At 73.2% G+C, this 23,890-nt stretch carries 17 protein-coding genes; 11 read left to right on the forward strand and 6 right to left on the reverse strand.

The features are described 5' to 3' along the window. Positions 1-61: 61 nt before the first annotated feature. Positions 62-871, reverse strand: a complete 810-nt coding sequence (locus tag K7787_RS24750) for an Fpg/Nei family DNA glycosylase (RefSeq protein ID WP_223003000.1) — start codon at positions 869-871, stop codon at positions 62-64. A 563-nt stretch (positions 872-1,434) separates the two neighbouring features. Next, positions 1,435-1,920, reverse strand: a complete 486-nt coding sequence (locus K7787_RS24755) for a ribose-5-phosphate isomerase (protein ID WP_027758391.1) — start codon at positions 1,918-1,920, stop codon at positions 1,435-1,437. Between the two features lie 216 nt (positions 1,921-2,136). Between K7787_RS24755 and K7787_RS24760 the strand changes: the two genes are divergently transcribed. Continuing rightward, positions 2,137-3,630 carry an amino acid permease gene (locus K7787_RS24760; protein WP_043260832.1) on the forward strand — a complete coding sequence of 498 codons (1,494 nt, stop codon included), beginning with the start codon at positions 2,137-2,139 and terminating at the stop codon, positions 3,628-3,630. Positions 3,631-3,754: 124 nt separating this feature from the next. Here K7787_RS24760 and K7787_RS24765 read toward each other — a convergent pair whose 3' ends face one another. Further along, a complete protein-coding gene (locus K7787_RS24765; protein WP_164388603.1) occupies positions 3,755-4,339 on the reverse strand; it encodes a biotin transporter BioY in 585 nt (194 codons plus the stop codon). A gap of 588 nt (positions 4,340-4,927) precedes the next feature. Between K7787_RS24765 and K7787_RS24770 the strand changes: the two genes are divergently transcribed. The 7 genes from K7787_RS24770 to K7787_RS24800 all read left to right on the forward strand — a co-directional run bounded on the left by K7787_RS24770 (position 4,928) and on the right by K7787_RS24800 (position 12,950). Beyond that, positions 4,928-6,139: an ROK family transcriptional regulator gene (locus K7787_RS24770; protein ID WP_223003001.1), complete on the forward strand. Its 1,212-nt coding sequence runs from the start codon at positions 4,928-4,930 to the stop codon at positions 6,137-6,139. A gap of 333 nt (positions 6,140-6,472) precedes the next feature. Beyond that, complete coding sequence (locus tag K7787_RS24775; protein WP_223003002.1) at positions 6,473-7,540, forward strand: ABC transporter substrate-binding protein; 1,068 nt, start codon at positions 6,473-6,475, stop codon at positions 7,538-7,540. Between the two features lie 5 nt (positions 7,541-7,545). Then, the gene (locus K7787_RS24780; protein WP_223003003.1) at positions 7,546-8,433 is read left to right on the forward strand and encodes an ABC transporter permease; all 888 of its coding nucleotides are present in this window, start codon (positions 7,546-7,548) and stop codon (positions 8,431-8,433) included. Further along, positions 8,409-9,143 carry an ABC transporter ATP-binding protein gene (locus tag K7787_RS24785; protein ID WP_223003004.1) on the forward strand — a complete coding sequence of 245 codons (735 nt, stop codon included), beginning with the start codon at positions 8,409-8,411 and terminating at the stop codon, positions 9,141-9,143. Before K7787_RS24780 ends, K7787_RS24785 begins: the two co-directional genes overlap by 25 nt. Further along, a complete protein-coding gene (locus K7787_RS24790) occupies positions 9,140-10,489 on the forward strand; it encodes an LLM class flavin-dependent oxidoreductase (RefSeq protein ID WP_223003005.1) in 1,350 nt (449 codons plus the stop codon). Before K7787_RS24785 ends, K7787_RS24790 begins: the two co-directional genes overlap by 4 nt. A 31-nt stretch (positions 10,490-10,520) precedes the next feature. Beyond that, positions 10,521-11,423 carry a TauD/TfdA dioxygenase family protein gene (locus K7787_RS24795; protein ID WP_164390370.1) on the forward strand — a complete coding sequence of 301 codons (903 nt, stop codon included), beginning with the start codon at positions 10,521-10,523 and terminating at the stop codon, positions 11,421-11,423. A gap of 123 nt (positions 11,424-11,546) precedes the next feature. Next, positions 11,547-12,950 carry an amino acid permease gene (locus K7787_RS24800; RefSeq protein WP_223003006.1) on the forward strand — a complete coding sequence of 468 codons (1,404 nt, stop codon included), beginning with the start codon at positions 11,547-11,549 and terminating at the stop codon, positions 12,948-12,950. Between the two features lie 434 nt (positions 12,951-13,384). Here K7787_RS24800 and K7787_RS24805 read toward each other — a convergent pair whose 3' ends face one another. Beyond that, positions 13,385-14,053: a mycothiol-dependent nitroreductase Rv2466c family protein gene (locus K7787_RS24805; protein WP_009188624.1), complete on the reverse strand. Its 669-nt coding sequence runs from the start codon at positions 14,051-14,053 to the stop codon at positions 13,385-13,387. A gap of 168 nt (positions 14,054-14,221) precedes the next feature. Between K7787_RS24805 and pepN the strand changes: the two genes are divergently transcribed. Further along, the gene (gene pepN, locus K7787_RS24810; RefSeq protein ID WP_223003007.1) at positions 14,222-16,804 is read left to right on the forward strand and encodes an aminopeptidase N; all 2,583 of its coding nucleotides are present in this window, start codon (positions 14,222-14,224) and stop codon (positions 16,802-16,804) included. A gap of 460 nt (positions 16,805-17,264) precedes the next feature. Further along, positions 17,265-18,311, forward strand: coding sequence for a hypothetical protein (locus tag K7787_RS24815; RefSeq protein ID WP_223003008.1), 1,047 nt, complete (start codon positions 17,265-17,267; stop codon positions 18,309-18,311). 213 nt (positions 18,312-18,524) lie between these two features. On the opposite strand, the gene K7787_RS24820 is transcribed toward K7787_RS24815, so the two are convergent. Next, positions 18,525-18,983, reverse strand: coding sequence for an NUDIX hydrolase (locus K7787_RS24820; protein WP_164388390.1), 459 nt, complete (start codon positions 18,981-18,983; stop codon positions 18,525-18,527). A 395-nt stretch (positions 18,984-19,378) separates the two neighbouring features. Between K7787_RS24820 and K7787_RS24825 the strand changes: the two genes are divergently transcribed. Continuing rightward, positions 19,379-22,681: a S8 family serine peptidase gene (locus K7787_RS24825; protein ID WP_223003009.1), complete on the forward strand. Its 3,303-nt coding sequence runs from the start codon at positions 19,379-19,381 to the stop codon at positions 22,679-22,681. A 67-nt stretch (positions 22,682-22,748) separates the two neighbouring features. Here K7787_RS24825 and K7787_RS24830 read toward each other — a convergent pair whose 3' ends face one another. Further along, positions 22,749-23,534, reverse strand: a complete 786-nt coding sequence (locus K7787_RS24830) for a hypothetical protein (protein WP_223003010.1) — start codon at positions 23,532-23,534, stop codon at positions 22,749-22,751. Positions 23,535-23,890: the final 356 nt, after the last annotated feature.

The raw sequence follows: 23,890 nt of genomic DNA on the forward strand, positions 1-23,890 counted from the left end.
GGGGCCGGAGGGCGGGGCCGGGCGGGGGTCCCGAGGGCGGGGCCGGGCGGGTGGGCGTGGGTCAGGGGCGCTGGCAGGTGGGGCACCAGAAGAGGTTGCGGGCGGCGAGGTCGGCGGTGCGGACCTCGGTGCCGCAGATGTGGCAGGGCAGGGCGGTGCGGCGGTAGACGTACACCTCGCCGCCGTGGTCGTCCACGCGGGGCGGGCGGCCCATCGCCTCGGGGGTGTGCTCGGGGCGGACGGTGTCGATGCGGTTGGCGCGGACTCCGTCGCGCATGAGGGCGACGAGGTCGGCCCACATCGCCTGCCACTCGTCGGCGGTGATGTCCCGGCCGGGGCGGTACGGGTCGATGCCGTGCCGGAAGAGGACCTCGGCGCGGTAGACGTTGCCGACGCCCGCGATGACCTTCTGGTCCATCAGCAGGGCGGCGATCGTCGTACGGCTGCGGCGGATGCGGGCGTAGGCGGCGGCCGGGTCCGCGTCGGGGCGCAGGGGGTCGGGGCCGAGGCGGTCGTGTATCGCCTGCTTCTCGGCGCCGGTGATCAGGGCGCAGGTGGTGGGGCCGCGGAGGTCCACGTACGCGGTGGTGTCGGCGAGGCGGAGGCGGACGGTGTCCGTGGGCGGGGGCGCGGGGGCGTCGCCGAAGGTGACCTTGCCGAAGAGGCCGAGGTGGATGTGGACCCAGTCCGCTTCCCGGAAGCGGAGGAAGAGGTGCTTGCCGTGGGCCTCGGTACGGGTGAGTTCGCCTCCGGTGAGGAGGGCGGCGGCGTCGGAGAACTTGCCCTGGGGGCTGGTGACGGTGGGGCGGCTGCCCTGGAAGCGGGCGGCGTAGTCCTGGGCGAGGCGGTGGATGGTGTGCCCTTCTGGCACGGTGCGGTGTCCTTTTCTGCCGTGGTTGTTCGCCCACCCGCCCGCCCGACTCGGTGGGGTGGGAGGGCACCGTCCCGGGGCTCCGCCCCGGACCCCCTTCGCCCACCCGCCCGCCCGACTCGGTGGCGGCAGAGGGCGCCGTCCCCCGGGGCTCCGCCCCGGACCCCCCTCTCCCACCCACCCACCCGACTCGGTGAGTGAAAAGGTGAGCATTCCGGGGCTCCGCCCCGGCCCCCGGCGGGGGCTCCGCCCCCTGCACCCCCGGGCGTCCCGGAGGGGATCGGGGTGCCCCCCGGGACGCCGCCCGGAGGGGTCCCAGAGACCCGGCGGTCCCGGAGGGGGCCGGGGCGCAGGGGGCCCGGGGGTCCCGGAGGCCCGGCGGTCCCGGGGTGCAGGGGCCCGGAGGCCCGGCGGTCGCGGGACCCGGGGGCCCCTCCGGGGGGCGTCCCGGGGTGCTCGGTGCGAGGGGTCCCGAGGGTGCTCCGAGCAGGGCTGCCCGGGGGCACGCCGAGAGGCGCCCCGCGAGGGGTGCCCGTTGTTCGTCGGGCGGGTGGCCCGGAGGGCTACTGCTGGGGGTGGTGGGGCGGGATCGGGGGGAGGTCGCCTGTCGTCTCGTAGGACGTGAGCATGTCGATGCGGCGGATGTGGCGCTCGTCGCCCGAGAACGGGGTGGCGAGGAAGGTCTCGACGAACTTCGTCGCCTCCTCCTGGCTGTGCATGCGCGCGCCCACGGCGACGACGTTCGCGTTGTTGTGCTGGCGGCCGAGGGCCGCCGTCTCCTCGCTCCAGGCGAGGGCCGCGCGGACCCCCTTGACCTTGTTCGCGGCGATCTGCTCGCCGTTGCCCGAGCCGCCGATCACGATGCCGAGGGAGTCCGGGTCGCCGGCCGTGCGCTCGGCGGCGCGGAGGCAGAAGGGCGGGTAGTCGTCCTGGGCGTCGTAGATGTGCGGCCCGCAGTCGACGGGCTCGTGTCCCGCCGTCTTGAGCCACTCGACGAGGTGGTTCTTGAGTTCGAAGCCCGCATGGTCGGAGCCGAGATACACGCGCATGCTCCGAGTGTGTCACGCCGGGTCGGGGGCAGACGCCTCGGGTGGTGACATAACACACTCCTCACGGGAATGTGAGCGAAACTACAGACCTCAAGGAAACCTCAAGTAACAATTACGTTTCGAAGGTTCACGAATTCCTTGGCCTCGGATTCACTGGACCGACTCGTACACCGCTCGTACGGGAACTCGCTCACCCGGCGTAAGGAATAACCGTCCATGACCTCGCAGTCGACCCTGCCGAAGGCTGGAAACGGCCAGCCAAGCCCCGACGGACACGGCTCGGGACTTCAGGCCGGACTCAAGAACCGCCACCTTTCGATGATCGCCATCGGCGGCGTCATCGGCGCCGGCCTCTTCGTCGGCTCCGCCACCGGCATCGCCACCGCCGGCCCCGGCATCCTGCTGTCGTACGCCCTCGTCGGCACGCTCGTCGTCCTCGTGATGCGCATGCTCGGCGAGATGTCCGCCGCCAACCCGACCTCGGGCTCCTTCTCCGCGCACGCCGACCGCGCGCTCGGCAACTGGGCCGGTTTCTCCATCGGCTGGCTCTACTGGTTCTTCTGGGTCGTCGTGCTCGCGGTGGAGGCCACCGCCGGCGCCAAGATCCTCTCCGACTGGGTCCCCGGCGTCCCGCAGTGGGGCTGGGCCCTCATCGTGATGGTGGTGCTGACCGCCACCAACCTGATCTCCGTCGGCTCCTACGGCGAGTTCGAGTTCTGGTTCGCCGGGATCAAGGTCGTGGCGATCGGCGCGTTCATCGTCGTCGGCCTGCTCGCCATCTTCGGCGTGCTGCCCGGCGTCCACACCGACCAGGCGTCCTTCAGCAACCTGACGGACCACGGCGGGTTCCTGCCGCACGGGCCCGGCTCCATCCTCACCGGTGTGCTGCTCGTCGTCTTCTCCTTCATGGGCAGCGAGATCGCCACCCTCGCGGCCGGCGAGTCCGAGGACCCGCAGCGCGCGGTCACCAAGTCGACCAACAGCATCATCTGGCGCATCGGCGTCTTCTACCTCGGCTCGATCCTCGTCGTCGTCTCCCTGATCCCCTGGGACGACAAGGCGGTCACCGACAAGGGCTCCTACGTCGCCGCCCTGGACTCGCTCGGCGTCGCGCACACCGGTCAGATCATGAACTTCATCGTGCTGACCTCGGTGCTGTCCTGTCTCAACTCCGGTCTCTACACCGCCTCCCGCATGGCGTTCTCGCTCGGCGAGCGCGGTGACGCGCCCAGGGCGTTCGCGCGCACCACCGGGCGCGGTGTGCCGAGGACCGCGATCCTCGTGTCGGTGGCCTTCGGCTTCGTGGCCGTGTTCTTCAACTACAAGTTCCCGGACACCGTCTTCCTCTTCCTGGTCAACTCCTCCGGCGCCGTCGCCCTGTTCGTGTGGCTGGTGATCTGCTTCTCGCAGCTGCGGATGCGGCGGATCATCCAGCGCGAGGCGCCCGAGAAGCTGGTCGTGAAGATGTGGCTGTACCCGTACCTGACCTGGGCGGCGGCCGCGGTGATCGTCTTCGTCCTCGGGTACATGCTGACCGACACCGAGCACGACGGGCGCGAGACCGTGCTGCTGTCGCTGCTGGTGGCGGCCGTGGTGCTGGCGATCGCCTTCGTCAAGCAGAAGCTCGACCGCGACCGCCGGGCGGCGACCGCCGGGGCCGTGGCCGCCGAGGCCGTGCCCGCCGGGGCCGAGGAGATCTCGGCCGACTGACGCACGCCGACGCTCCCTGACGGAGCATGCATCGGTACGAAGCAGTGGAGGGAGCCCCCGGCCGGGGGCTCCCTCCACTGCTTCGTCCGGTACCGCTCAGCTGCTTCGTCCGGTATCGCTCAGCTCAGCGCTTGCCGGCCAGCTTCCAGGCCGTGGGCAGCGCGCCCATCGCCAGCGCGGCCTTCAGGGCGTCGCCGATCAGGAACGGGGTGAGGCCCGCGGCGATCGCGGCGGACGCGGACATCCCGGTGGACAGGGCCAGGTAGGGCACGCCGACGGCGTAGATGACCGCCTCGCCGAGGATCATGGTGCCGGCCGTGCGCCAGACGCCGCGGTCCGCGCCGCGGCGGGCCAGCGCGCCCACGACGGTGGCGGCGAGCAGCATGCCGAGGACGTAACCGAAGGACGGGGCGCCCGCGCCCGAGCCGCCCTGAGCGAACCACGGCACGCCCGCGACGCCCGCGACCGCGTACAGGACGAGGGAGAGCAGGCCGCGGCCGGCGCCGAGCGAGGTGCCCACCAGCAGCGCGGCGAAGGTCTGGCCGGTCACCGGGACCGGGGAGCCCGGCACGGGGACGGCGATCTGCGCGGCGATCCCGGTGAGCGCGGCGCCGCCGAGCACGAGAGCGAGGTCCCGGACACGGGAGGCGGGCAGCAGGTCGGCGAGGACCTGCCCGGTGCGGGCGGGGGCAGCGGCGGCGGTGCTCATGGGGACTCCGCGGGGTGAGGGACAGTCGGGGAACACCGTGACGCTATCCCAGCGCACCGTGACGGATCACCGTCAACGCTCGACAAAGGGCCGCGCGCGGCGTTGGTCGGCTCCGTACAAAGGCGACCGGTTACACCCGGCCCGGAGTGACGCCGGTCACTGAGGTGGAGTGGCCGAGACGACGTACGTCTCGTCCGTCCCTTCTGTAGGGACCCGCCAAAGCCGTCGGCGAGGAATCGGTGGGGGCGGGCGCGAGACCGGCCGGGGGCCGGGGAGGGACCGGTCGGGGACCGACGACGGACCGGTCGGGGCCGATGACGGACCGGCCGGGGGCTGATGACGGACCGGTCGGGGGCCGGCGCGTGGCCGGTGGCCCGTCTCGCCCGTCGGTCGCCGTCTGGGCACCGCGGGGAGCGTTTGCTAGCTTCGAACGCATGGTTGCCCAGGCCCGGTACTTCTCGTCGCGTCGCTATGTCGACCTGCGACGCCAGGGCACGGCCACCTGTCGCCGCCCCCGGTAGGGGCGGGCTCCGCGCGCCCCTGCCTCCTCGCAGGCGCAGCGTCGGCCCCGTCCCCGGGAGATCCCCCATGCCCCGTACCGCGGCACCCACCCACACCCCCGTCCTGTCCTCCCCCGTTCCCCGGCTCGCCGATCCCGACCGGCGGCGCACCAGTGCCAGCGTCGTGCTGCGTTCGGTGCTGGCGCACGGGCCGGTGGCGCGCAGCACCATCGCCCGGCTGACCGGGCTGTCCCCGGCCTCCGTGACGGACCACTGCGCCCGGCTGGCCCGGCTCGGGCTGATCCGGGAGGCCGCCGTGCCCCGGCAGTCGGGCGGGGTGGGCCGGCCGCATGTGCCCGTGGACGTGGACGACTCGCGGTTCCTGGTGGGCGCCGTGCACGTGGCGGTGCCGTACACCACGGTCGCGCTGCTGGACCTGCGCGGCCGGGTGGTGGCCGAGCGGCGGCTCAAGCACGCCGGTACGGAGCCGGCGCGGGTCCTGGCACGGGCCGGTGACGGGATCGCCGCGCTGCTGGCCGGGGCGCGGGGCGGCACGCCGCTCGCGGTGGGGTTCGCGGCCGGGGGCTGGGTGGACCGGGACTCGGGGACCGTGGTGCGCCATCCGCTGCTGGGCTGGCGGGACGTGCCGGTGCGGGAGGTGATCGGCGCGCGCACCGGGCTGCCGGTGCACGTGGACGGGCACGCCCGGTCGCTGGTCAACGCCGAGCGGCTGTTCGGCGGGGCGCGGGGCAGCCGCAGCGTGCTGCATCTGTTCGTGGGCAACGTGGTCGACGCGGCGTTCGCCACCAACGACGAGGTGCACTACGGGCCGCGCTCGCAGGCGGGCGCGATCGCGCATCTGCCGGTGCCGGGCGGCACGGAGCCCTGCGACTGCGGCCGGGTGGGCTGCCTGCAGGCCGAGTTGAGCGAGCGGACGCTGTGCCGGCGGGCGCGGGCGGCCGGGGTGCACGCCGGGGTGAACCCGATGCGGGTGCTGGACGCGGCGGCGGCCGGCGATCCGGCGGCCGTAGGGCTGCTGGTGGCCCGTTCCCGGATGACCGGGCGGGCGGTGGGGATGCTGCTGGCGGTGCTCAACCCGGAGACGGTGGTGGTGACCGAGGTCGGCGCCATGCACCGGGAGGACTGTCTGGCGGCGCTCAGGCAGGCGGTCGGGGCGGACCGGGCGGACGATGTGAAACCGAGCGCGTTCGCCGATGCGGTGCTGGCGGTGGCGGGCGGCGCGGTGGCCCTGGACGTGCTCTACCGGGACCCGCTGACCGTGTCACCTGAAGTTAATTAATTCGGAAACTCCGAATGTTGACAGGGGTTGCGCGGGACCGGGAGCATTCCTTGCATGAACCCGCTCACGAGCTGTCGCACTTTCTGTTGCTGACCCGTTGAAGCGCCCCGGAGCGCCTTTCCCTCCGGTTCTCCACCGCGTATCCGGGCATCCGGCCGCCGACGGCTCCCGCCGTCTTGCGTCATCTTCCGCCGTGTGCCCGGCGTCCGGTCTTCCCCGCGTGAATTCCCCCATGGAACAACGGACTTCACGGAATTACCGACTTCGTCGTCGTCCGTAATCCGGTACGCGTTCCGCCGCCCTGTGCACCCTGTGATCCCACGGAGTCCCGTCATGCCTTCCGCCCCCGTGTCCGGCCCGGACCGGCGCCTGTTCCTCTCCTCCCTGCTGGGTGTCGCCGCGGCGACGGCCGGGCTGAGCGGCTGCGCCGGATCGAGCGCCGCCGCCAAGTCGGACGCCGACCTGTCGGCTCCGCTGTCGGCCAAGGTGCCGCCCGGCACCAGTCTGAAGATCGCGTCGTACCAGGATGTCCAGCAGCTCCAGTTCAAACTGGCGAAACTGCCCAAGCTGCCGTTCACGGTGTCGCAGTGGCTGAACATAGGCGCCGGCCCGGACGTCATCAACGCGTTCCGCGCCCATTCCCTGGACGTCGCCAACAACGCGGGCATCCCGCCGATCCAGGCGCACTACCAGGGCTACGACGCGCGGATCGTCGCCATCAACGTCACCCGCAAACCGAACTACCTCTTCGCCACCAAGCCGGGCAGCGACATCCGCACCACCCATGACTTCGCGGGCAAGCGGCTCGCCTTCTCGCAGGGGCAGGCGCAGGGCGTCGTCCTGCTGCGGGCGCTGAAGGAGGCGGGGCTGACGTACGACGACGTGAAGCTGGTGCCGCTGACCAGCAACCAGTTCCTCACCGCGCTGCAGTCCGGACAGGTGGACGTCGCCCCGCTCGCCAACAGCCAGGCGCCCGCCTATCTCAAGCAGTACGGCGCGAAGGGCGCGCACACCATCCCGACCGATGTCGTGGACCTGCTGAGCCTGCTGTGGGCGCCGGTCTCGGTGCTCGCCGACAAGGCGAAGGCCGCCGCGGTCGCCGCGTACATCCCGCAGTGGGCGCAGGGCCTGGTGTGGCAGTGGGAGCACCCGGACGAATGGAACCGGGAGTTCTACGTCAAGACGCAGAACCTGACCCTCGCGCAGGCGGAGTCCATCACGAAGCTCGCCAACAAGCCGCTGTTCCCGCCGAGCTGGGACGAGGCGATCAGGTGGGAGCAGGAGACCGCCGACCTGCTCGCCGAGGGCGGCTTCGTGAAGAAGTTCAAGGTCGACTCGCTCTTCGACCGGCGGTTCGAGTCCATCGCGGCCAGGGCCGTAGCGGCCGAGTACCGGAGGTGAGCGCCGTGACGACCTCGGCGACCGAGAAGAGCACGACCACCGCGGCCACGGCCACCGCGCAGAGCGCCGGCGCGGACGCCGGCGCACCGGCCACCGCCCGCACGGCCCGCAGGGGCCGCCGCGCCCTGTCCCCCGGCAAACGGCTGCCGGCCGCCCGGCTGGTCGGCCCCCTGGTGCTGCTGGCGCTGTGGGCCGCCGCCTCGGCGGCCGGGCGGCTCGACCCGGGCGCGATCCCGGCGCCCTGGACGGTGCTGAAGACCGCCGGGCACCTGTGGACCGACGGCACGCTGCCCACCGACGTGGCGACCTCGCTGCGCCGGGCCGCCTACGGCTTCGCCATCGGGCTCGGCGCGGGAGTGCTGCTGGCGCTGGCCGCCGGGCTGAGCCGGACCGGCGAGGCGCTGATCGACGGGACGGTGAACCTCAACCGGGCGATCCCCACCCTCGGTCTGATCCCGCTGTTCATCCTGTGGCTGGGCATCGGCGAGACCTTCAAGGTCGCGATCATCGCGATCGTCGTCTACATCCCGGTCTATCTGAACACGCACGCCGCGCTGGCCGGCATCGACACCCGGTTCGTGGAGCTGGCCGAGGTGCAGGGCCTGTCCCGCTATCGGTTCATCCGGCAGATCGTGATCCCCGGCGCGCTGCCCGGCTTCTTCGTCGGCCTGCGGCTCGGCGTGACCGGGTCCTGGCTGGGGCTGGTGGTGCTGGAGCAGATCAACGCCACCAGCGGCCTCGGCTACATGATGTTCCAGGCCCAGAACTACGGCCAGACCGACGTCATCCTGGTCGGCCTGCTGGTCTACGGCGTCTTCGGCCTGGTCTCCGACAGCGTGGTCCGTCTGATCGAACGGAGGGTGCTGTCATGGCGCCGCACACTGAGCAGCTGACCCGGCCGGCCGTACGGCTGACCGGTCTGACCCGGTCGTTCGAGGGCCGTACGGTCCTCGACGGCATCGACCTCGATCTGCCGGCCGGCTCGTTCACCGCGCTGCTCGGGCACAGCGGCTCCGGCAAGAGCACCCTGCTGCGGGCCATCGCCGGACTCGACCACCGGGTGACGGGCAGCGGCGAACTCGAGGCGCCCGACCGGGTGTCGGTGGTCTTCCAGGACTCCCGGCTGCTGCCCTGGCGGCGGGTGCTGGACAACGTGCTGCTGGGCACCGACGGCAAGGACGCCGCCGCCCGCGGCCGGGCCGCCCTCGCCGAGGTGGGCCTCGGCGGCCGGGAGCGGGCCTGGCCGAGCGAGCTGTCCGGCGGCGAGGCGCAGCGCGCCGCCCTCGCCCGCTCCCTGGTCCGCGAGCCCGAACTGCTGCTGGCCGACGAGCCGTTCGGCGCGCTCGACGCGCTCACCCGGATCCGGATGCACGGGCTGCTGCGCGAGCTGTGGCAGCGGCACCGGCCGTCGGTGCTGCTCGTCACCCACGACGTGGACGAGGCGATCGTGCTCGCCGACCGTGTCCTCGTCCTCGACAACGGCCGTATCGGCCTCGACCTGACCATCGACCGCCCGCACCCGCGCTCCTACCGGGACCCGCTGCTCGGCGAGTACCGGGAGCGGCTGCTGGCCGCGCTGGGCGTCACGGAGGACCTCGCATGACCCGCCAGTTGCACCTGAACGCGTTCCTGATGAACACCGGCCACCACGAGGCGTCGTGGCGGCTGCCGGAGAGCGACCCGTACGCGCACACCGACCTCGCCCACTACGTGAACCTCGCGAAGATCGCCGAACGCGGCACGTTCGACTCGCTGTTCCTGGCCGACGGGCCGCAGCTGTGGAACACCGTCGCGCAGCGCCCGGCCGGCGCGCTGGAGCCGCTGACGCTGCTCACCGCGCTGGCCACGGCGACCGAGCACATCGGCCTGATCGCCACCGCGTCCACCTCCTACAACTCGCCCTACAACCTGGCCCGCAAGTTCGCCTCGCTGGACATCATCAGCGGCGGCCGGGCGGGCTGGAACATCGTCACGACCGCGGGCGAGGAGGCGGCGCGCAACTTCGGTCTGGCGGCCGAGCCGGCGCACGCCGAACGGTACGCGCGGGCCGCGGAGTTCACGGAGGTCGCCCTCAAGCTGTGGGACAGCTGGGAGGACGACACGATCGTCGCCGACAAGGCGGCCGGGGTGTGGGGCGACGACGCCAAGATCCATCCGCCGCGCCACGAGGGCAGGTTCTTCAGCGTGGCCGGGGCGCTGAACGTGCCGCGCACCCCGCAGGGCTACCCGCTGCTCGTGCAGGCCGGCTCCTCCGAGGACGGCAAGGCGTTCGCGGCGCGGTACGCGGAGGCGGTGTTCACCGCGCAGCAGACCCTCGCCGACGCGCAGGCCTTCTACGCCGACCTCAAGGCCCGCACCGGGAAGGCCGGGCGCGATCCCGAGCACATCAAGGTGCTGCCCGGGATCGTGCCGGTGCTCGGCTCCACCGAGGCCGAGGCGCGGGCGAACGAGCAGTTGCTGGACGACCACATCGTGCCCGAGCACGGCCGCACCCGGCTGGAGAACCTGCTGCGCCTGCCGCCCGGCGCCCTCGACCTGGACCGGGAGCTGCCCGGCGACCTGCCGCCGGAGTCGGCGATCGAGGGCGCCAAGAGCCGCTACACGCTCGTGGTGGAACTGGCCCGGCGCGAACGGCTCACCGTGCGGCAGCTGATCGGCCGGCTCGGCGGCGGACGCGGGCACCTCACCTTCGCGGGCACCCCCGAGCAGGTCGCCGACGCCATCGGGACCTGGTTCACCCAGGGCGCGGCCGACGGCTTCAACATCATGCCCGCGGTGCTGCCGTCCGGCCTGGACGCCTTCGTGGAGCACGTCGTCCCGCTGCTGCGCGCCCGCGGCCTGCTGCGCACGCGATACGGGCCGCGCCAGACCCTGCGGGAGCGCTACGGCCTGCCCCGCCCCGCCAACCAGCACGTCCGGCACGTCACGCCCGCACTCGCCACCGCCTGACCCGCACCCGCCACCGCCTGGAAGGAACCCCATGTCCATCGAGATCCGCAAGGTCACCGCGCGCATCGGCGCCCAGGTCCTCGGCGCCGACCTGTCCCGGCCGCTGGACGCGGCGACGGTCGCCGCGATCCGCGAGGCCCTCAACACCCACAAGGCGCTCGTCTTCGACGACGTGCACCTGGACGACGCCGGGCAGGAGGCCTTCGCCCGCCACTTCGGCGACCTGACCACCGCCCACCCGACCGTGCCGGCCGTCGAGGGCGCCCCGAACGTGCTGCCCGTGGACAGCGAGCGCGGCCGGGCCAACCACTGGCACACCGACGTCACCTTCGTGCTGAACCCGCCGCAGGCCAGCACCCTGCGCAGCATCACGATCCCGCCGTACGGCGGCGAGACGCTGATCGCCGACGCCGCTGCCGCCTACCGCGACCTGCCCGAGCCGCTGCGGCGGCTGGCCGACACGCTGTGGGCCGAGCACACCAACGACTACGACTACGCGGTCCCCGAGGAGTCGATCGACGAGGACAAGGCGGCCCAGCGCGCCCAGTTCACGTCCATCACGTACCGCACCGCGCACCCGGTGGTCCGGGTGCACCCGCTGACCGGTGAGCGGGGCCTGTTCATCGGCGGGTTCGCGCAGCGCGTCGTCGGCCTGTCGGTGCCGGAGTCCCGCAAGATCCTCGACCTGCTCCAGTCCTACGTCACCCGCCCGGAGAACGTCCTGCGCTGGCGCTGGTCGGAGAACCAGCTCGTCCTGTTCGACAACCGCATCACCCAGCACTACGCGATCGACAACTACGACGGCCTGCCCCGCCGCCTGAACCGGGTGACCGTCGCCGGCGACGTGCCGGTGGGCGTGGAGGGCAAGGAGAGCTACTCCATCGAGGGCGACGCCTCGCACTACACGAGCGTCGCCACCGCGCTCGCCGCGTAGCCGCCCCGCCACCCTGCGCGCAGGGCGCGTCCGGATAATGGGCAGCCCGTCCCCGTGAGCGGACGGGCTGCCCACACTGTGGGCACTCTTGCCCCACCCCCCACACCCCGGACGAGCGCGCCCATGCCAAGCAGCCCCCTCCGCACCACCACCGGCTCAGAGACCCAGGCGCCGCCCGATGCGGGCGGCGCCTCCCTCGGCCACGGCCTCAAGCAGCGCCATCTGTCGATGATCGCCCTCGGCGGGGTGATCGGCGCCGGTCTGTTCGTCGGCTCCGGCGCGGGCATCGCCGCCGCCGGTCCGTCCATCGTGATCGCCTACGCCCTGTCCGGCGTCCTCGTGATGCTGGTGATGCGGATGCTGGGCGAGATGTCGGCCGCCCACCCGTCCTCGGGCTCCTTCTCCGCGCACGCCGAGCGCGCGTTCGGGCCGTGGGCCGGTTTCACGGCCGGCTGGTCGTTCTGGGTGCTGCTGTGCACGGCGGTCGGCCTGGAGGGCATGGGCGCCGCCAAGATCGTCACGGGCTGGCTGCCGGGCACCCCGGACTGGCTGTGGGTGGCGCTGTTCATGGTGGTGTTCTGCGGCGCGAACCTGGCCGCGGTGAAGAACTTCGGCGAGTTCGAGTTCTGGTTCGCGGCCCTGAAGGTCGGCGCGATCAGCCTGTTCCTGGTGCTCGGCGTCCTCGCGGTCGCCGGGGTGCTGCCCGGCACCGACTCGCCGGGCGCCTCGAACCTCTCCGACTTCCTGCCGCACGGCGGCCAGGGCCTGATCGTCGGCCTGCTCGCCTCGGTCTTCGCCTACGGCGGCCTGGAGACGGTCACCATCGCGGCGGCCGAGTCCGAGGACCCGGTCAAGGGCGTGGCGAGCGCGGTGCGCACCGCCATGTGGCGCATCGCGTTGTTCTACATCGGCTCCATGGCGGTCATCGTCACCCTGGTCCCGTGGAACTCCCCGGCCGTCGTGGACAAGGGCCCCTACGTGGCCGCCCTGGACCGGCTCGGCATCCCGGGCGCGGGCCAGCTGATGAACGTGGTGGTGCTGGTCGCGCTGCTGAGCGCGATGAACGCCAACATCTACGGCTCCTCACGGATCGCGTACTCGCTGGTGCGGCGCGGTCAGGGGCCGCGGGCGCTGGCGAAGGTCTCCGGCGGGGTGCCGCGGGCGGCGGTGCTGGTGTCGTGCCTGTTCGGGTTCGGGTGCGTGCTGCTGAGCTACTGGCGGCCCGACGACGTCTTCCCCTGGCTGCTGAACATGATCGGCGCGGTGATCCTGGTCGTCTGGATCTTCATCGCCGTCTCCCAGCTGAAGCTGCGGCGCCGCCTGGAGCGGGAGGCGCCGGAAAAGCTGGTGGTGCGGATGTGGGCGTTCCCGTGGCTCACCTGGGTGGCGCTGGCCGGGATGGCGGCGGTCTTCGTGCTGATGGCCCGGGAGGGCGACACCCGGGTGCAGCTGTACTCGACGGGGGCGATGACGCTGGTCCTGGCGGCGATCGGGTACGCCCGGCAGCGCGGCAGCGCCCGGAGCTGACGTATCCGGCAACCGGCGGAAGGCCCTCGCGTGACGCACGCGGGGGCCTTCCGGCGTGTACGGGCACCTGTCCCGGGCTCGGCGCCTTCCGGGGCTCGGCGGCTTTTCCGGGCTCGGTGGCCTTCCGGGGCTCGGTGGCCTTCCGAGGGTTCTGTGGCCTTCCGGGGGTTCGGGGGCTTTTCTGGGGGCTCGGGGGTTTTCGGCGGCGGCGCTCTTGCTCGTACGCGGTCTCTTGTTGGTAAGTTGTAGTTGCAAGCCATTCGCAATAACGTGTCGCCGTGTCCGTGCCCGCCGAATGCGGACCGGCACGCGCACCCCACAGCGTCCCGCCTCGTGATCGTCTTCTCACCCTTCACGCCGGCGGGCGGAAAGAAGGAAGACCCCCGCGAGGACGTGACTCGCGGGGGTCTTCCCGTAGGGGGCGGCGCCGGGGCCTACAGGTTGCTGAAGTCCGGGCCGGCCGTGCGGGTGCGCTTGATCTCGTAGAAGCCGGGGACCGAGGCGACCGCGATCGTGCCGTCCCACAGGCGGGCCGCCTCCTCGCCCTTGGGCGCCGGGGTGACGACCGGGCCGAAGAAGGCGATCTGCTCGCCGTCGGCGCCGGGCAGCGCGATGACCGGGGTGCCGACCTCCTGGCCGACCTTGTCGATGCCCTCCTTGTGGGAGGCGCGCAGCTCGGCGTCGAACTCGAAGTCCTCCTGGTCGGCGTAGTCGATCAGGTCGGCGGGCAGGCCCGCCTCCGCCAGCGCGCCGGCGATCGCCTCGCGGGTGGGGCCCTCGCCCCGGTTGTGGAAGCGGGTGCCGAGCGCGGTGTAGAGGGGGCCGAGGACGTCGTCGCCGTGCTTCTGCCAGGCCGCGGTGACCACGCGGACCGGCGCCCACGCCTTGGTGGACAGCAGCTCGCGGTACTCCTCGGGCAGGGTGTCGAGCTTGGGCTCGTTGAGCACCGCGAGGCTCATGATGTGCCAGCGCACCTCGATGTCCCGCACCTTCTCGACCTCCAGCACCCACCGGGAGGTCATCCAGGCCCACGGGCACAGCGGGTCGAACCAGAAGTCGACGGGCGTCTTCCCGGCGGCGGTGGCGGAGACGTTCTCGGACATGGCTCTCCTCGGTGTACGGGTCTTCCCGGTATCGGGTCGTGGCTTCGTCGCACTTTCAACGGGCCAACCCGATCGTCTCCCAGGGCATTCCCTAATGCCGCCCGTCAGGGCCGCATGGCAGGATCGGTGCTGTCCGCATGCTGATCAAGACACAAGGGAGTGCCGTCCGTGCCCGGTGAGAATCTGACCCGCGAAGAGGCCCGGGAGCGGGCCGCGCTGCTGTCCGTCGACGGGTACGAGGTGTCCCTCGACGTCCGCTCGGCGGTCGGCGGGCCGGAGGGCGACGGGCCGCGCACCTTCCGTTCCGTCACCACCATCCGCTTCCGCTGCAACGAGCCCGGGGCGAGCAGCTTCGCGGACCTGGTCGCGCCGGGCGTCACCGCCGTCTCGCTCAACGGCCGGGACCTGGACCCGGGCGAGGTGTTCGACGGCTCCCGCATCCTCCTGGAGGACCTGGCCGCCGACAACGAACTGGTCGTGGACGCGCAGTGCGCCTACTCGCGCACCGGCGAGGGCATGCACCGCTTCGTCGACCCGGAGGACGGCGAGGTCTACCTCTACACGCAGTACGAGCCGGCCGACTCCCGCCGGGTCTTCGCGAACTTCGAGCAGCCCGACCTCAAGGCCCCGTTCCGCTTCGAGGTGCGGGCGCCCGAGGGCTGGACGGTGTGGAGCAACGGCGTCGGCGAGCAGCACGACGGGGTGTGGCGGTTCGCGGAGACGAAGCCGATCTCGACGTACATCACCTGTGTGGTGGCGGGGCCGTACCACTACGTCACCGACACCTACGCGCGCGAGCTGCCGGACGGGACGCGGCTGGAGACCCCGCTCGGGGCGCTGTGCCGCAAGGGGCTGGCCCGGCACTTCGACGCCGACGACGTCTTCCTGATCACCAAGCAGGGCCTGGACTTCTTCCACGAGCACTTCGACTACCCGTACCCGTTCGGCAAGTACGACCAGGCGTTCGTGCCGGAGTACAACCTCGGCGCGATGGAGAACCCGGGCCTGGTGACCTTCCGCGAGGAGTACATCTTCCGCGGCAAGGTGACGCAGGCGTCCTACGAGGCGCGGGCCAACGTCATCCTGCACGAGATGGCGCACATGTGGTTCGGCGACCTGGTCACCATGGTGTGGTGGGACGACCTGTGGCTGAAGGAGTCCTTCGCGGACTTCATGGGCACCTTCGCCAACGTCGGCGCGACCCGCTTCGAGGACGCCTGGATCACGTTCGCCAACCGCCGCAAGGCGTGGGCGTACCGGGCCGACCAGCTGCCCTCCACGCACCCGATCACCGCGGACATCCGCGATCTGCAGGACGCCAAGCTGAACTTCGACGGCATCACCTACGCCAAGGGCGCCAGCGTCCTGAAGCAACTGGTGGCGTACGTCGGCCAGGACGCGTTCCTGGAGGGCGCGCGCCGCTACTTCAAGCGGCACGCCTACGGCAACACGCGCCTGGGCGACCTGCTGGCGGTGCTGGGCGAGACCAGCGGCCGGGACATGGGCGCGTGGGCGCGGTCCTGGCTCCAGACGGCGGGCGTCAACGCGCTGACCCCGCAGGTGCTGCTGGACGCGGACGGCCGGATCGACGAGCTGGCGGTGGTGCAGGAGGCCGCCGAGTCGCACCCGGAGCTGCGCCCGCACCGGGTCGCGGTGGGCCTGTACCGGCGCTCGCAGGTCGGCGCGCTGGAGCGGTACGCGCGCGCCGAGGTGGACGTGGACGGCGCCCGTACGGTGGTCGCCGAGCTGGCCGGGCAGGACGCGCCGGAACTGGTGCTGGTCAACGACGACGACCTCACCTTCTGCAAGATCCGCTTCGACGACACCTCGCTGGCGACGCTGCGCGAGCACCTCGGCGCGCTGACCGATCCGCTGGCCCGCGCCCTGTGCTGGTCGGCGCTGTGGAACCTGACCCGGGACGCGCTGCTGCCGGCGCGGGAGTTCGTCGACCTGGTGCTGCGGTTCGGGGGCCGCGAGACGGACATCGGCGTGCTCCAGATGCTGCACGCGTGGGCCCAGTCGGCGCTCGTGCACTACGTCGCGCCCGAGTGGCGCGCGGCGGCCGGCACGGCGCTCGCGCAGGGCGCGCTGGCCGAGTTGCGGCAGGCCGAGCCGGGCAGCGAGCACCAGTTGGCGTGGGCGCGGTTCTTCGCCGCGACGGCGTCGGCGCCGGCCGATCTGGAGCTGCTGCGCGGTCTGCTGGAGGGCACGGAGGAGATCGCCGGGCTCGACGTCGACCAGGAGCTGCGGTGGGCGTTCCTGGAGCCGCTGGCGACCTACGGGGCGGCCGACGAGAAGGTGCTCGCGGCCGAACTGGCCCGCGACGACACGGCCTCCGGCAAGCGCCACCAGGTGCGGTGCCTGGCCGCCCGGCCGTCGGCCGCGGTGAAGGCGCAGGCGTGGGCGCAGGTGGTGGAGTCGGACGCGCTGTCGAACGCGCTGGTGGAGGCGACGATCGCGGGCTTCGAGCGGCCCTCGCAGCGGGAACTGCTCGCGCCGTACGCGGAGAAGTACTTCGCGGCGATCGGGCGGGTGTGGCGGGAGCGGTCGATCCAGATCGGGATGGACGTGGTGCGGGGACTGTTCCCGGCGCTCCAGGACTCCCCGGAGACGCTGGCGGCGACCGACGCCTGGCTCACCGCGCACGAGGACGCGCCGCCCGCCCTGCGCCGCCTGGTCCTGGAGGCCCGGGACGACCTGGCGCGGGCGCTGCGGGGGCAGGAGTGCGACGCGGCGGTGGGCGCGGCGTGAGCCGCCGCCCGGCGGGCTGAGCCTCCACCGCCTTCGGCCGCGGCTGCGGTGCGGCTGAAAGCGACGGCTGCGGTAGCGGTGCGGCTGCGGTAGCGGTGCGGCTGAAGGCGGCGGCGATGCGGCGGCTGCGGCTGTGGGGGGGCGACTGCGGTTGCTTCGCCTGCGGGCTGCGGCGGCGGGCGGCGACTGCTGTGCGGCGGCGGCGATGCGGCTGCGGCTGCGGCTGCGGCTGCGGCTGCGGCTGCGGCTGCGGCTCGATCTTTGGCCATGGCATGAGCTTTGGCCAGGGGTCGGGCGTGGAGTAACTGTTACAAGATGCCCCGTAACCCCTGGTCCGGCCCAGGCCGACCAGGGGTTTTCGGCATCCGAACACCCGTCCTTTAGTGCTGTCTTGTCCGGCTTTGTCGACGGACGTGTAACAGCGGTTAGCGGATGGTGCGGGTGCGGGAAGTTCCCCGGCATGAACCACAACACCCCGCTCTCCCCCCGCCCCCTGAGCCACCTGGCCGAGACGCACCGCCGGGTGCTGACCACCGCTCAACTGCGCGCTCACGGCGTGTCGGCGGCGGAGACGACCGAGCAGTGCCGCGCCGGCGGGCCCTGGCAGCAGTTCCTGCCGGGCGTGTTCCTGCTGCATCCGGGCCCGCCGACCAGCGAGGAACGGCTGCACGCGGTCCTCATGTACGCGGCGCGCGGCCCGGTGCCGCAGCCGGCCGGGGTGCCGGCGCAGCCCACCGCCCGGCAGCCGCGCCGCCCGGTCCCCGCCGATGTGATGATCACCGGCCTCGCCGCGCTCACCCTGCACGGCTTCGCCGCCGCGCCCGCGCTGCCGGCGCTGGAGAAGATCGACGTGCTGGTGCCGCGGCTGCGCCGGCTGCGGTCGGCGGGCTGCGCCCGGGTGCGGCGGACGGCCGAACTGCCGGCGCCCGAGATGGTCACGGGGCTGCCGGTGGCCCCGGTGCCGCGCGCCCTGGCGGACGCGGTGGCCGGGCTGCGGGACGCGGCGGTGGTGCAGCGGCTGCTGACGGAGGCGGTGCGCGGCGGGCACTGCGAACCGGCCGCGGTGGTCCGCGAACTGTCCCGGCAGCGGCTGCTGAACCGGCCGCACGTGGTGGACGCGGTGGACTCGCTGCTGGCCGAGAGCCGCTCGATCGCCGAGGACCGGCTGTACCGGATGGTCGCCGAGCACGGCCTGCCCGACCCGGTGTGGAACGTGGACCTGCGGCTGCCGGGCGGCCCGCACCTGGGCGGTCTCGACGCGTACTGGCCCGACGAGGCGGTCGCGCTGGAACTGGACACGCGGGCGCCCCGCCAGAACGACGACGCGCTGTGGACGGAGTACGCCCGCAAGCGCGAACTGCTGGAGCGGCTGGGCATCACGGTCGTCCACGTCACCCCGAAGAAGCTCCGCGACGCCCCGGCGCAGCAGGCGACGGTGATCCGCACCGCCCTGATGGCCGCGGCGGACCGCGACCCGGCGGTGTACGTGGTGGTACTGCCCCGGTAGCCACCGGGGGGCGCCGGGCACCGCGGGGGGCGGAACCGGTTCAGGAGGGGAGCGGAGGGGCCGCCGGGCACAGAACCCGGCGGCCCCTGCGCACGCACGCGGTCGCACACCGGCGCCGGCCGCCCGCCGTCCTCCGGCGCCGCACGGGGCGCGGGCGCCCGCGCCGCCGCCCCTCGGCCGCCCCGCCGCCCCTCGGCCGCCCCGCCGGGGGCGCTACGCCTTCTCCCCCAGGAGCCTTCCCGCCCCCGGCCGCTCGCGCCACAGTCTCAGGCCGACGTCGACCAGTTCGACGCGTTGCAGGTCGGGGACCGTCTCCAGGGGGTGCCAGGCGGCCAGGTCGGTGGAACCGTCGGTCTCGTTGCGCAGTTCGCCGCCGGTGACCCGGCCCTCGTAGACGATGCGCAGGCCGTGGAAGTCGGCCTGGGCGCCGAGGGGGCGGGGGTAGGTGCGGCGGATCGAGTCCAGGCCGAGCAGGGTGACCGGTTCGACGGTGTAGCCGGTCTCCTCCTCCGCCTCGCGCACCACGGTGTCGTAGGGGTCCTCGCCGTGCTCCATGCCGCCGCCCGGCAGGGTCCAGCGGCGCGCGCCGTCCCGCGCGACCCACCGCGCCAGCAGCATCTGTCCGTCCCGCACACACACGGCGTAGGCCGCCACCCGCAACTCCTCACGCATGAGGAGACGTTACGGCAGCGAGGGCCCGGCCGGCGCGGGTTCGGGCGGACCCCGGCGCGGCGGGGCGGCGCTCGGCCCGGCGCGGCCGCCGCCGGTGCGCGCCGGGCCCCGGTGGCGGGGCAGGACGGCGGCCGGCCGTGGCGACCGTGCGCAGGCGGGCCGCCACGGCGTGCGGTCGGGCGCGCCGACCGCCGTGCGGTATAGGGGAGTTCGGCATGGTGCGTCCCCGGTGGCGCATGGCGGAAGTACGCCATGCGTCCATCCCGCCACGGTCAACTCTCCACAAACATCTTCCCCTTGGGTAAAGCTGAGCGATCGTCCGGCTCCGAAATCCGGACGGCCGCGATCGAACCCGATCGCATCTCGCCTGGTTCCTTTATCTGCAAGGGATGCCGATGACCTCCGACTCCCAGCGCGCCCCCGGCGCGAGACGCCTGGCCCGCATAGCCGTGGCCGCCGGCGTGGTGGCCGCGCTCTCCGCGGCCGGGCCGATACCCCTGGCCGTCGCCGCGCAGGGCGACGGCCCCGCGCCCGCCGACCCGGCCGTCAAGTCGGCGAGCGCCAAGCTCGGTCCGGACGACGCCGACCTGCTCGCCTCGGCCAAGGCCGACGGCGCCAAGAACGTCACGATGATGATCGCGACCGCGCCGGGCCAGACCGAGCAGGTCGCCGCGCAGCTGGACGCGGTCAAGGGCGGCTCGGTGGGCCGCACCTACGACCAGGTCGGCTACGTCCGCGCGACCGTGCCGACCGCGAAGGCGGACGCGGCGATCGCCGCCGCCGAGAAGCTGTCCTCCGTGCACGCCATCGACCTGCGGCAGGAGATCCAGCTCGACGACCCGACGCCGGCCGGGGACACCGCGAAGGGCGCGAGCGGCAAGAAGAGCGCCACGTACCCCGCCCCGGGCAAGAACACCCCGGCGGAGAACCCGTACAACCCGTCCTTCGAGACGGGCGCCGTCGATTTCGTGAAGCAGAACCCGAAGGCCGACGGCCGCGGGGTCACCATCGGCATCCTCGACTCCGGCGTGGACCTCGGCCACCCGGCCCTGCAGAAGACCACCACCGGCGAGCGCAAGATCGTCGACTGGGTGACCGCCACCGACCCGATCCTCGACGGCGACGCCACCTGGCGCCCGATGGTCAACGCCGTCTCCGGACCGCAGTTCGGCTACGGCGGCCAGACCTGGACGGCCCCGGCGGGCTCGTACCAGATCAGCACGTTCAAGGAGTCCGCGACCGCCGGTGGCGACGCCAAGGGCGACGCCAACCGCGACGGCGACACCACCGACTCCTGGGGCGTCCTCTACGACCCGGCGGCCGGCACGGTCCGCGTCGACCTGAACAACAACAACGACTTCACCGACGACACGCCGATGAAGCCGTACAAGGAGGACCACCAGGTCGGGTACTTCGGCACCGACGACCCGAAGACCGACGTCGCCGAGCGGCAGCCGTTCGTCGTGCAGATCCGCAAGGACGTGCCGATGGACCCCTACGGCGGCTCCTGGGTCGGCAAGAAGGCCGACTTCGTCAACATCGGCGTCATCGAGTCCGAGCACGGCACCCACGTCGCCGGCATCACCGCCGCCAACGGCCTGTTCGGCGGCCGGATGAACGGCGCGGCCCCCGGCGCGAAGATCGTCTCCTCGCGCGCCTGCACCTGGACCGGCGGCTGCACCAACGTCGCGCTCACCGAGGGCATGATCGACCTCGTCGCCAACCGCGGCGTGGACATCGTCAACATGTCCATCGGCGGTCTGCCGGCGCTCAACGACGGCAACAACGCGCGCGCCGAGCTGTACACCCGCCTCATCGACACCTACGGCGTCCAGCTGGTGATCTCCGCGGGCAACTCCGGCCCCGGCGCGAACACCATCGGCGACCCGGGCCTGGCCGACAAGGTCATCTCGGTCGGCGCGTCCGTCTCCAGGGAGACCTGGGCGGCGAACTACGGCTCCGAGGTGAAGACCAAGTACCAGATGATGCCGTTCTCCTCGCGCGGACCGCGTGAGGACGGCGGGTTCACCCCGACGCTGACCGCGCCCGGCGCGGCCGTCAACACCACGCAGACCTGGCTGCCCGGTTCGCCGGTCGCCGAGGCGGGCTACTCCCTGCCGGCCGGCTACTCGATGCTCCAGGGCACCTCGATGGCCTCCCCGCAGGCGGCCGGCGCCTCCGCGCTGCTGCTGAGCGCGGCCAAGGAGAAGGGCGTCGACCTCACCCCGGCCGTCCTGCGCACGGCGCTCACCTCGACCGCCGACCACATCAAGGGCGCGCAGGCCTACGAGGAGGGCGCGGGCCTGATCAACGTCGTGGACGCCTGGAAGTCGATCCGCAAGGGCGCCTCCGCGCACGACTACACCGTCAAGGCCCCCGTCGACACCGCGATCGACTACGCGCTGAAGACGCCCGGCTTCGGCACGGGCCTCTACGACCGCGAGGGCGGCCTGAAGGCCGGTCAGAGCAGGACGTACGACATCACGCTGACCCGTACCTCCGGTCCGGACAAGGCGGTCCGGCACGAGCTGCACTTCGAGAACAACACGGAGGGCACCTTCAAGGTCGTCGGCTCCGACGAGGTGAAGCTGCCGCTGAACCAGCCGGTGACCGTCAAGGTCCGCGCCACCCCGAAGTCGGCCGGCCTCAAGAGCGCGATCCTCGAACTGGACGACCCGAGGACCGAGGGCATCGACCGGCAGATCCTCACCACGGTCGTGGTCGCCGCGCCGGTGCACTACACCTACACGGCCTCCGGCAGCGTGCAGCGCAACAGCACGAAGTCGTACTTCGTGACCGTGCCCGAGGGCGCGAAGTCGCTGGAGGTGGCCATCGGCGGGCTGAAGGGCGAGAGCCAGACCCGGTTCATCGCCATCCACCCCTACGGCGTCCCGGTGGACAACACCTCGACCCCGTACTGCTACCCGCACTACCTGGACGGCAACGGCTGCAAGCCCGACGTCCGCTCCTACGCCGACCCGCAGGCGGGCGTGTGGGAGATCGAGGTCGAGGCGCGCCGCACCTCGCCGCTGCTCGACAACCCCTACCGGCTGGACGTCACCGTGCTCGGCGCGGCGTTCGACCCGGCGACCGTGACCGTGCCCGAGGCGAAGGTCGGCGCCCCGGCCACCGCCTCCTGGACGGTGACCAACAAGTACGCGGCGCTGGACGGCAAGCTCGTGGGCGGCCCGCTCGGCTCGGCGGAGTCGGCCCGGCCGACCGTGAAGTCCGGTGAGAAGCGGACCACGACGGTGACCGTGCCCGAGGGCGCGCAGTCGCTGGACGTCGCGATCGGCGGCGTCTCCGACAAGTCGGCCGACCTGGACCTGACGGTCTACGACGCCAAGGGCGCGCAGGTCGCGCAGTCCGCCGACGGCGACTCGGAGGAGGCGGTGTCGATCGCCAAGCCCGCCGCCGGCGTCTACACGATCGAGGTCGCCGCCTACTCGGTGCCGTCCGGTTCGACCGAGTACGACTACCGGGACGTGTTCTTCTCCCCCGCGCTCGGCGCGGTGACCGTGGACGACGCGGCCCCGGTGAAGCTGGGCACGGGCGCCACGGCCACGGTGACCGGGACGGTCACGGCGGCCGCCGCCGCGCCGGAGGGCCGTGAGTTCTTCGGCCAGGTGCAGCTGGTGAACGCGCGCGGCACGGTCGCGGGCCTCGGCAGCGTGCGGATCGAGAAGGTCGTGCAGTAAGGAACGCCGTGTGACGGCGTGTTGAGGGAGGCGGGCGTCCGGTGGGCGCCCGCCTCTTCGTGTCACATCACCCGCAGGCGGTGGCGCGGGATGCGGGCAGCGCACGGGCGATGCGGTCCCGCTGCGGGGCGATGGCCCGCTCTCCGACGAGCCAGGCGCCGGTCCCGTCGGCGCGGCGCGGGACGGCCACGAGCACGTGGTCGCCTACGCCGAACCCCAGGGGGCCGGTCAGGGCGACCACGGCCTCCTTCCCCGGCCGGTCGGCCTTGTAGGTGTGGGTCACCCGCAGGGTGACCCACACCTCGGCGCCACCGCTCACGGGCGCCACCCGGGTCACCTCGCCCTCGACCACGAGCCGGGCGCAGCCGAGATACCCGGAATCACCGAACACCCCGGCCCCTCCGGTCGCCCCGCTCCCGGCGGTCTCCCCGCCGGGCGCTCCGCTCGCGGTGGGGTCGCCGCCGGGCGCCCCGCTCGCCGTGGGGTCGCCGCCGGGCGCCCCGCTCGCCGTGGGGTCGCCGCCGGGCGCCCCGCTTGCGGCCGTCTCGCCATCGGCCGCCGCCCCGCTCTCGGCCGGGTCGCCCGGGCGGGCCTTGGCGGCGCTCGCCCTGTCGGCGCTCCTGGCCGCGTCGTCGCCCGCGCCGCCCTGCACGGCGAGCCACCCGAACCCCAGCGCGACGGCGACGACACCGGCGGCGACCAGCCCGCGCAGGGCGACGACCCGCGCCCGGCGCGCCCCACGGGGCGGCCGGGACGGCCGCTCCGGGCCGCCCGGAGCGGTGCGGGACGCGGTCCCCCGCCCGGCGGGGCCGCCCCGGCCGGGCTGCCGGTCCGGTCCGACCGACCGCCCCACACCCGGGGCCGAGCCCTGTGGCGGTGCCGTGCCCGGGGCGGGGCGAGGGGCGCTCACCCTCCCCGCGGGACCGCCCCGGCCGGGCTGCCGGTCCGCTCCGACCGCCCGCCCCACACCCGGAGCCGAGCCCTGTGGCGGTGCCGTGCCCGGGGCGGGGCGAGGGGCGCTCACCCTCCCCGCGGGACCGCCCCGGCCGGGCTGCCGGTCCGCTCCGACCGCCCGCCCCACACCCGGGGCCGGGACCGGGGCCGGGGCCGAGCCCGGCTCCGAGTCGGGGCGCGGCGCGGAGGGCGGTCCCGAAGTCGCGGCCGATCCCCGTCCCAGCGCCGAGCCAGACACCGGAGCCGGCTCCGACG

Origin of the sequence: Streptomyces sennicomposti, from assembly GCF_019890635.1 — a bacterium.
GTDB lineage: Bacteria > Actinomycetota > Actinomycetes > Streptomycetales > Streptomycetaceae > Streptomyces > Streptomyces sennicomposti.

Coding starts and splice junctions, on each gene's coding strand:
- K7787_RS24755 (WP_027758391.1), bottom strand. CDS start 1,920: ATGCGCGTGTATCTCGGCTCCGACCATGCGGGCTTCGAACTCAAGAAC.
- K7787_RS24760 (WP_043260832.1), top strand. CDS start 2,137: ATGACCTCGCAGTCGACCCTGCCGAAGGCTGGAAACGGCCAGCCAAGC.
- K7787_RS24765 (WP_164388603.1), bottom strand. CDS start 4,339: ATGAGCACCGCCGCCGCTGCCCCCGCCCGCACCGGGCAGGTCCTCGCC.
- K7787_RS24770 (WP_223003001.1), top strand. CDS start 4,928: ATGCCCCGTACCGCGGCACCCACCCACACCCCCGTCCTGTCCTCCCCC.
- K7787_RS24775 (WP_223003002.1), top strand. CDS start 6,473: ATGCCTTCCGCCCCCGTGTCCGGCCCGGACCGGCGCCTGTTCCTCTCC.
- K7787_RS24785 (WP_223003004.1), top strand. CDS start 8,409: ATGGCGCCGCACACTGAGCAGCTGACCCGGCCGGCCGTACGGCTGACC.
- K7787_RS24790 (WP_223003005.1), top strand. CDS start 9,140: ATGACCCGCCAGTTGCACCTGAACGCGTTCCTGATGAACACCGGCCAC.
- K7787_RS24795 (WP_164390370.1), top strand. CDS start 10,521: ATGTCCATCGAGATCCGCAAGGTCACCGCGCGCATCGGCGCCCAGGTC.
- K7787_RS24800 (WP_223003006.1), top strand. CDS start 11,547: ATGCCAAGCAGCCCCCTCCGCACCACCACCGGCTCAGAGACCCAGGCG.
- K7787_RS24805 (WP_009188624.1), bottom strand. CDS start 14,053: ATGTCCGAGAACGTCTCCGCCACCGCCGCCGGGAAGACGCCCGTCGAC.
- K7787_RS24815 (WP_223003008.1), top strand. CDS start 17,265: ATGAACCACAACACCCCGCTCTCCCCCCGCCCCCTGAGCCACCTGGCC.
- K7787_RS24820 (WP_164388390.1), bottom strand. CDS start 18,983: ATGCGTGAGGAGTTGCGGGTGGCGGCCTACGCCGTGTGTGTGCGGGAC.
- K7787_RS24825 (WP_223003009.1), top strand. CDS start 19,379: ATGACCTCCGACTCCCAGCGCGCCCCCGGCGCGAGACGCCTGGCCCGC.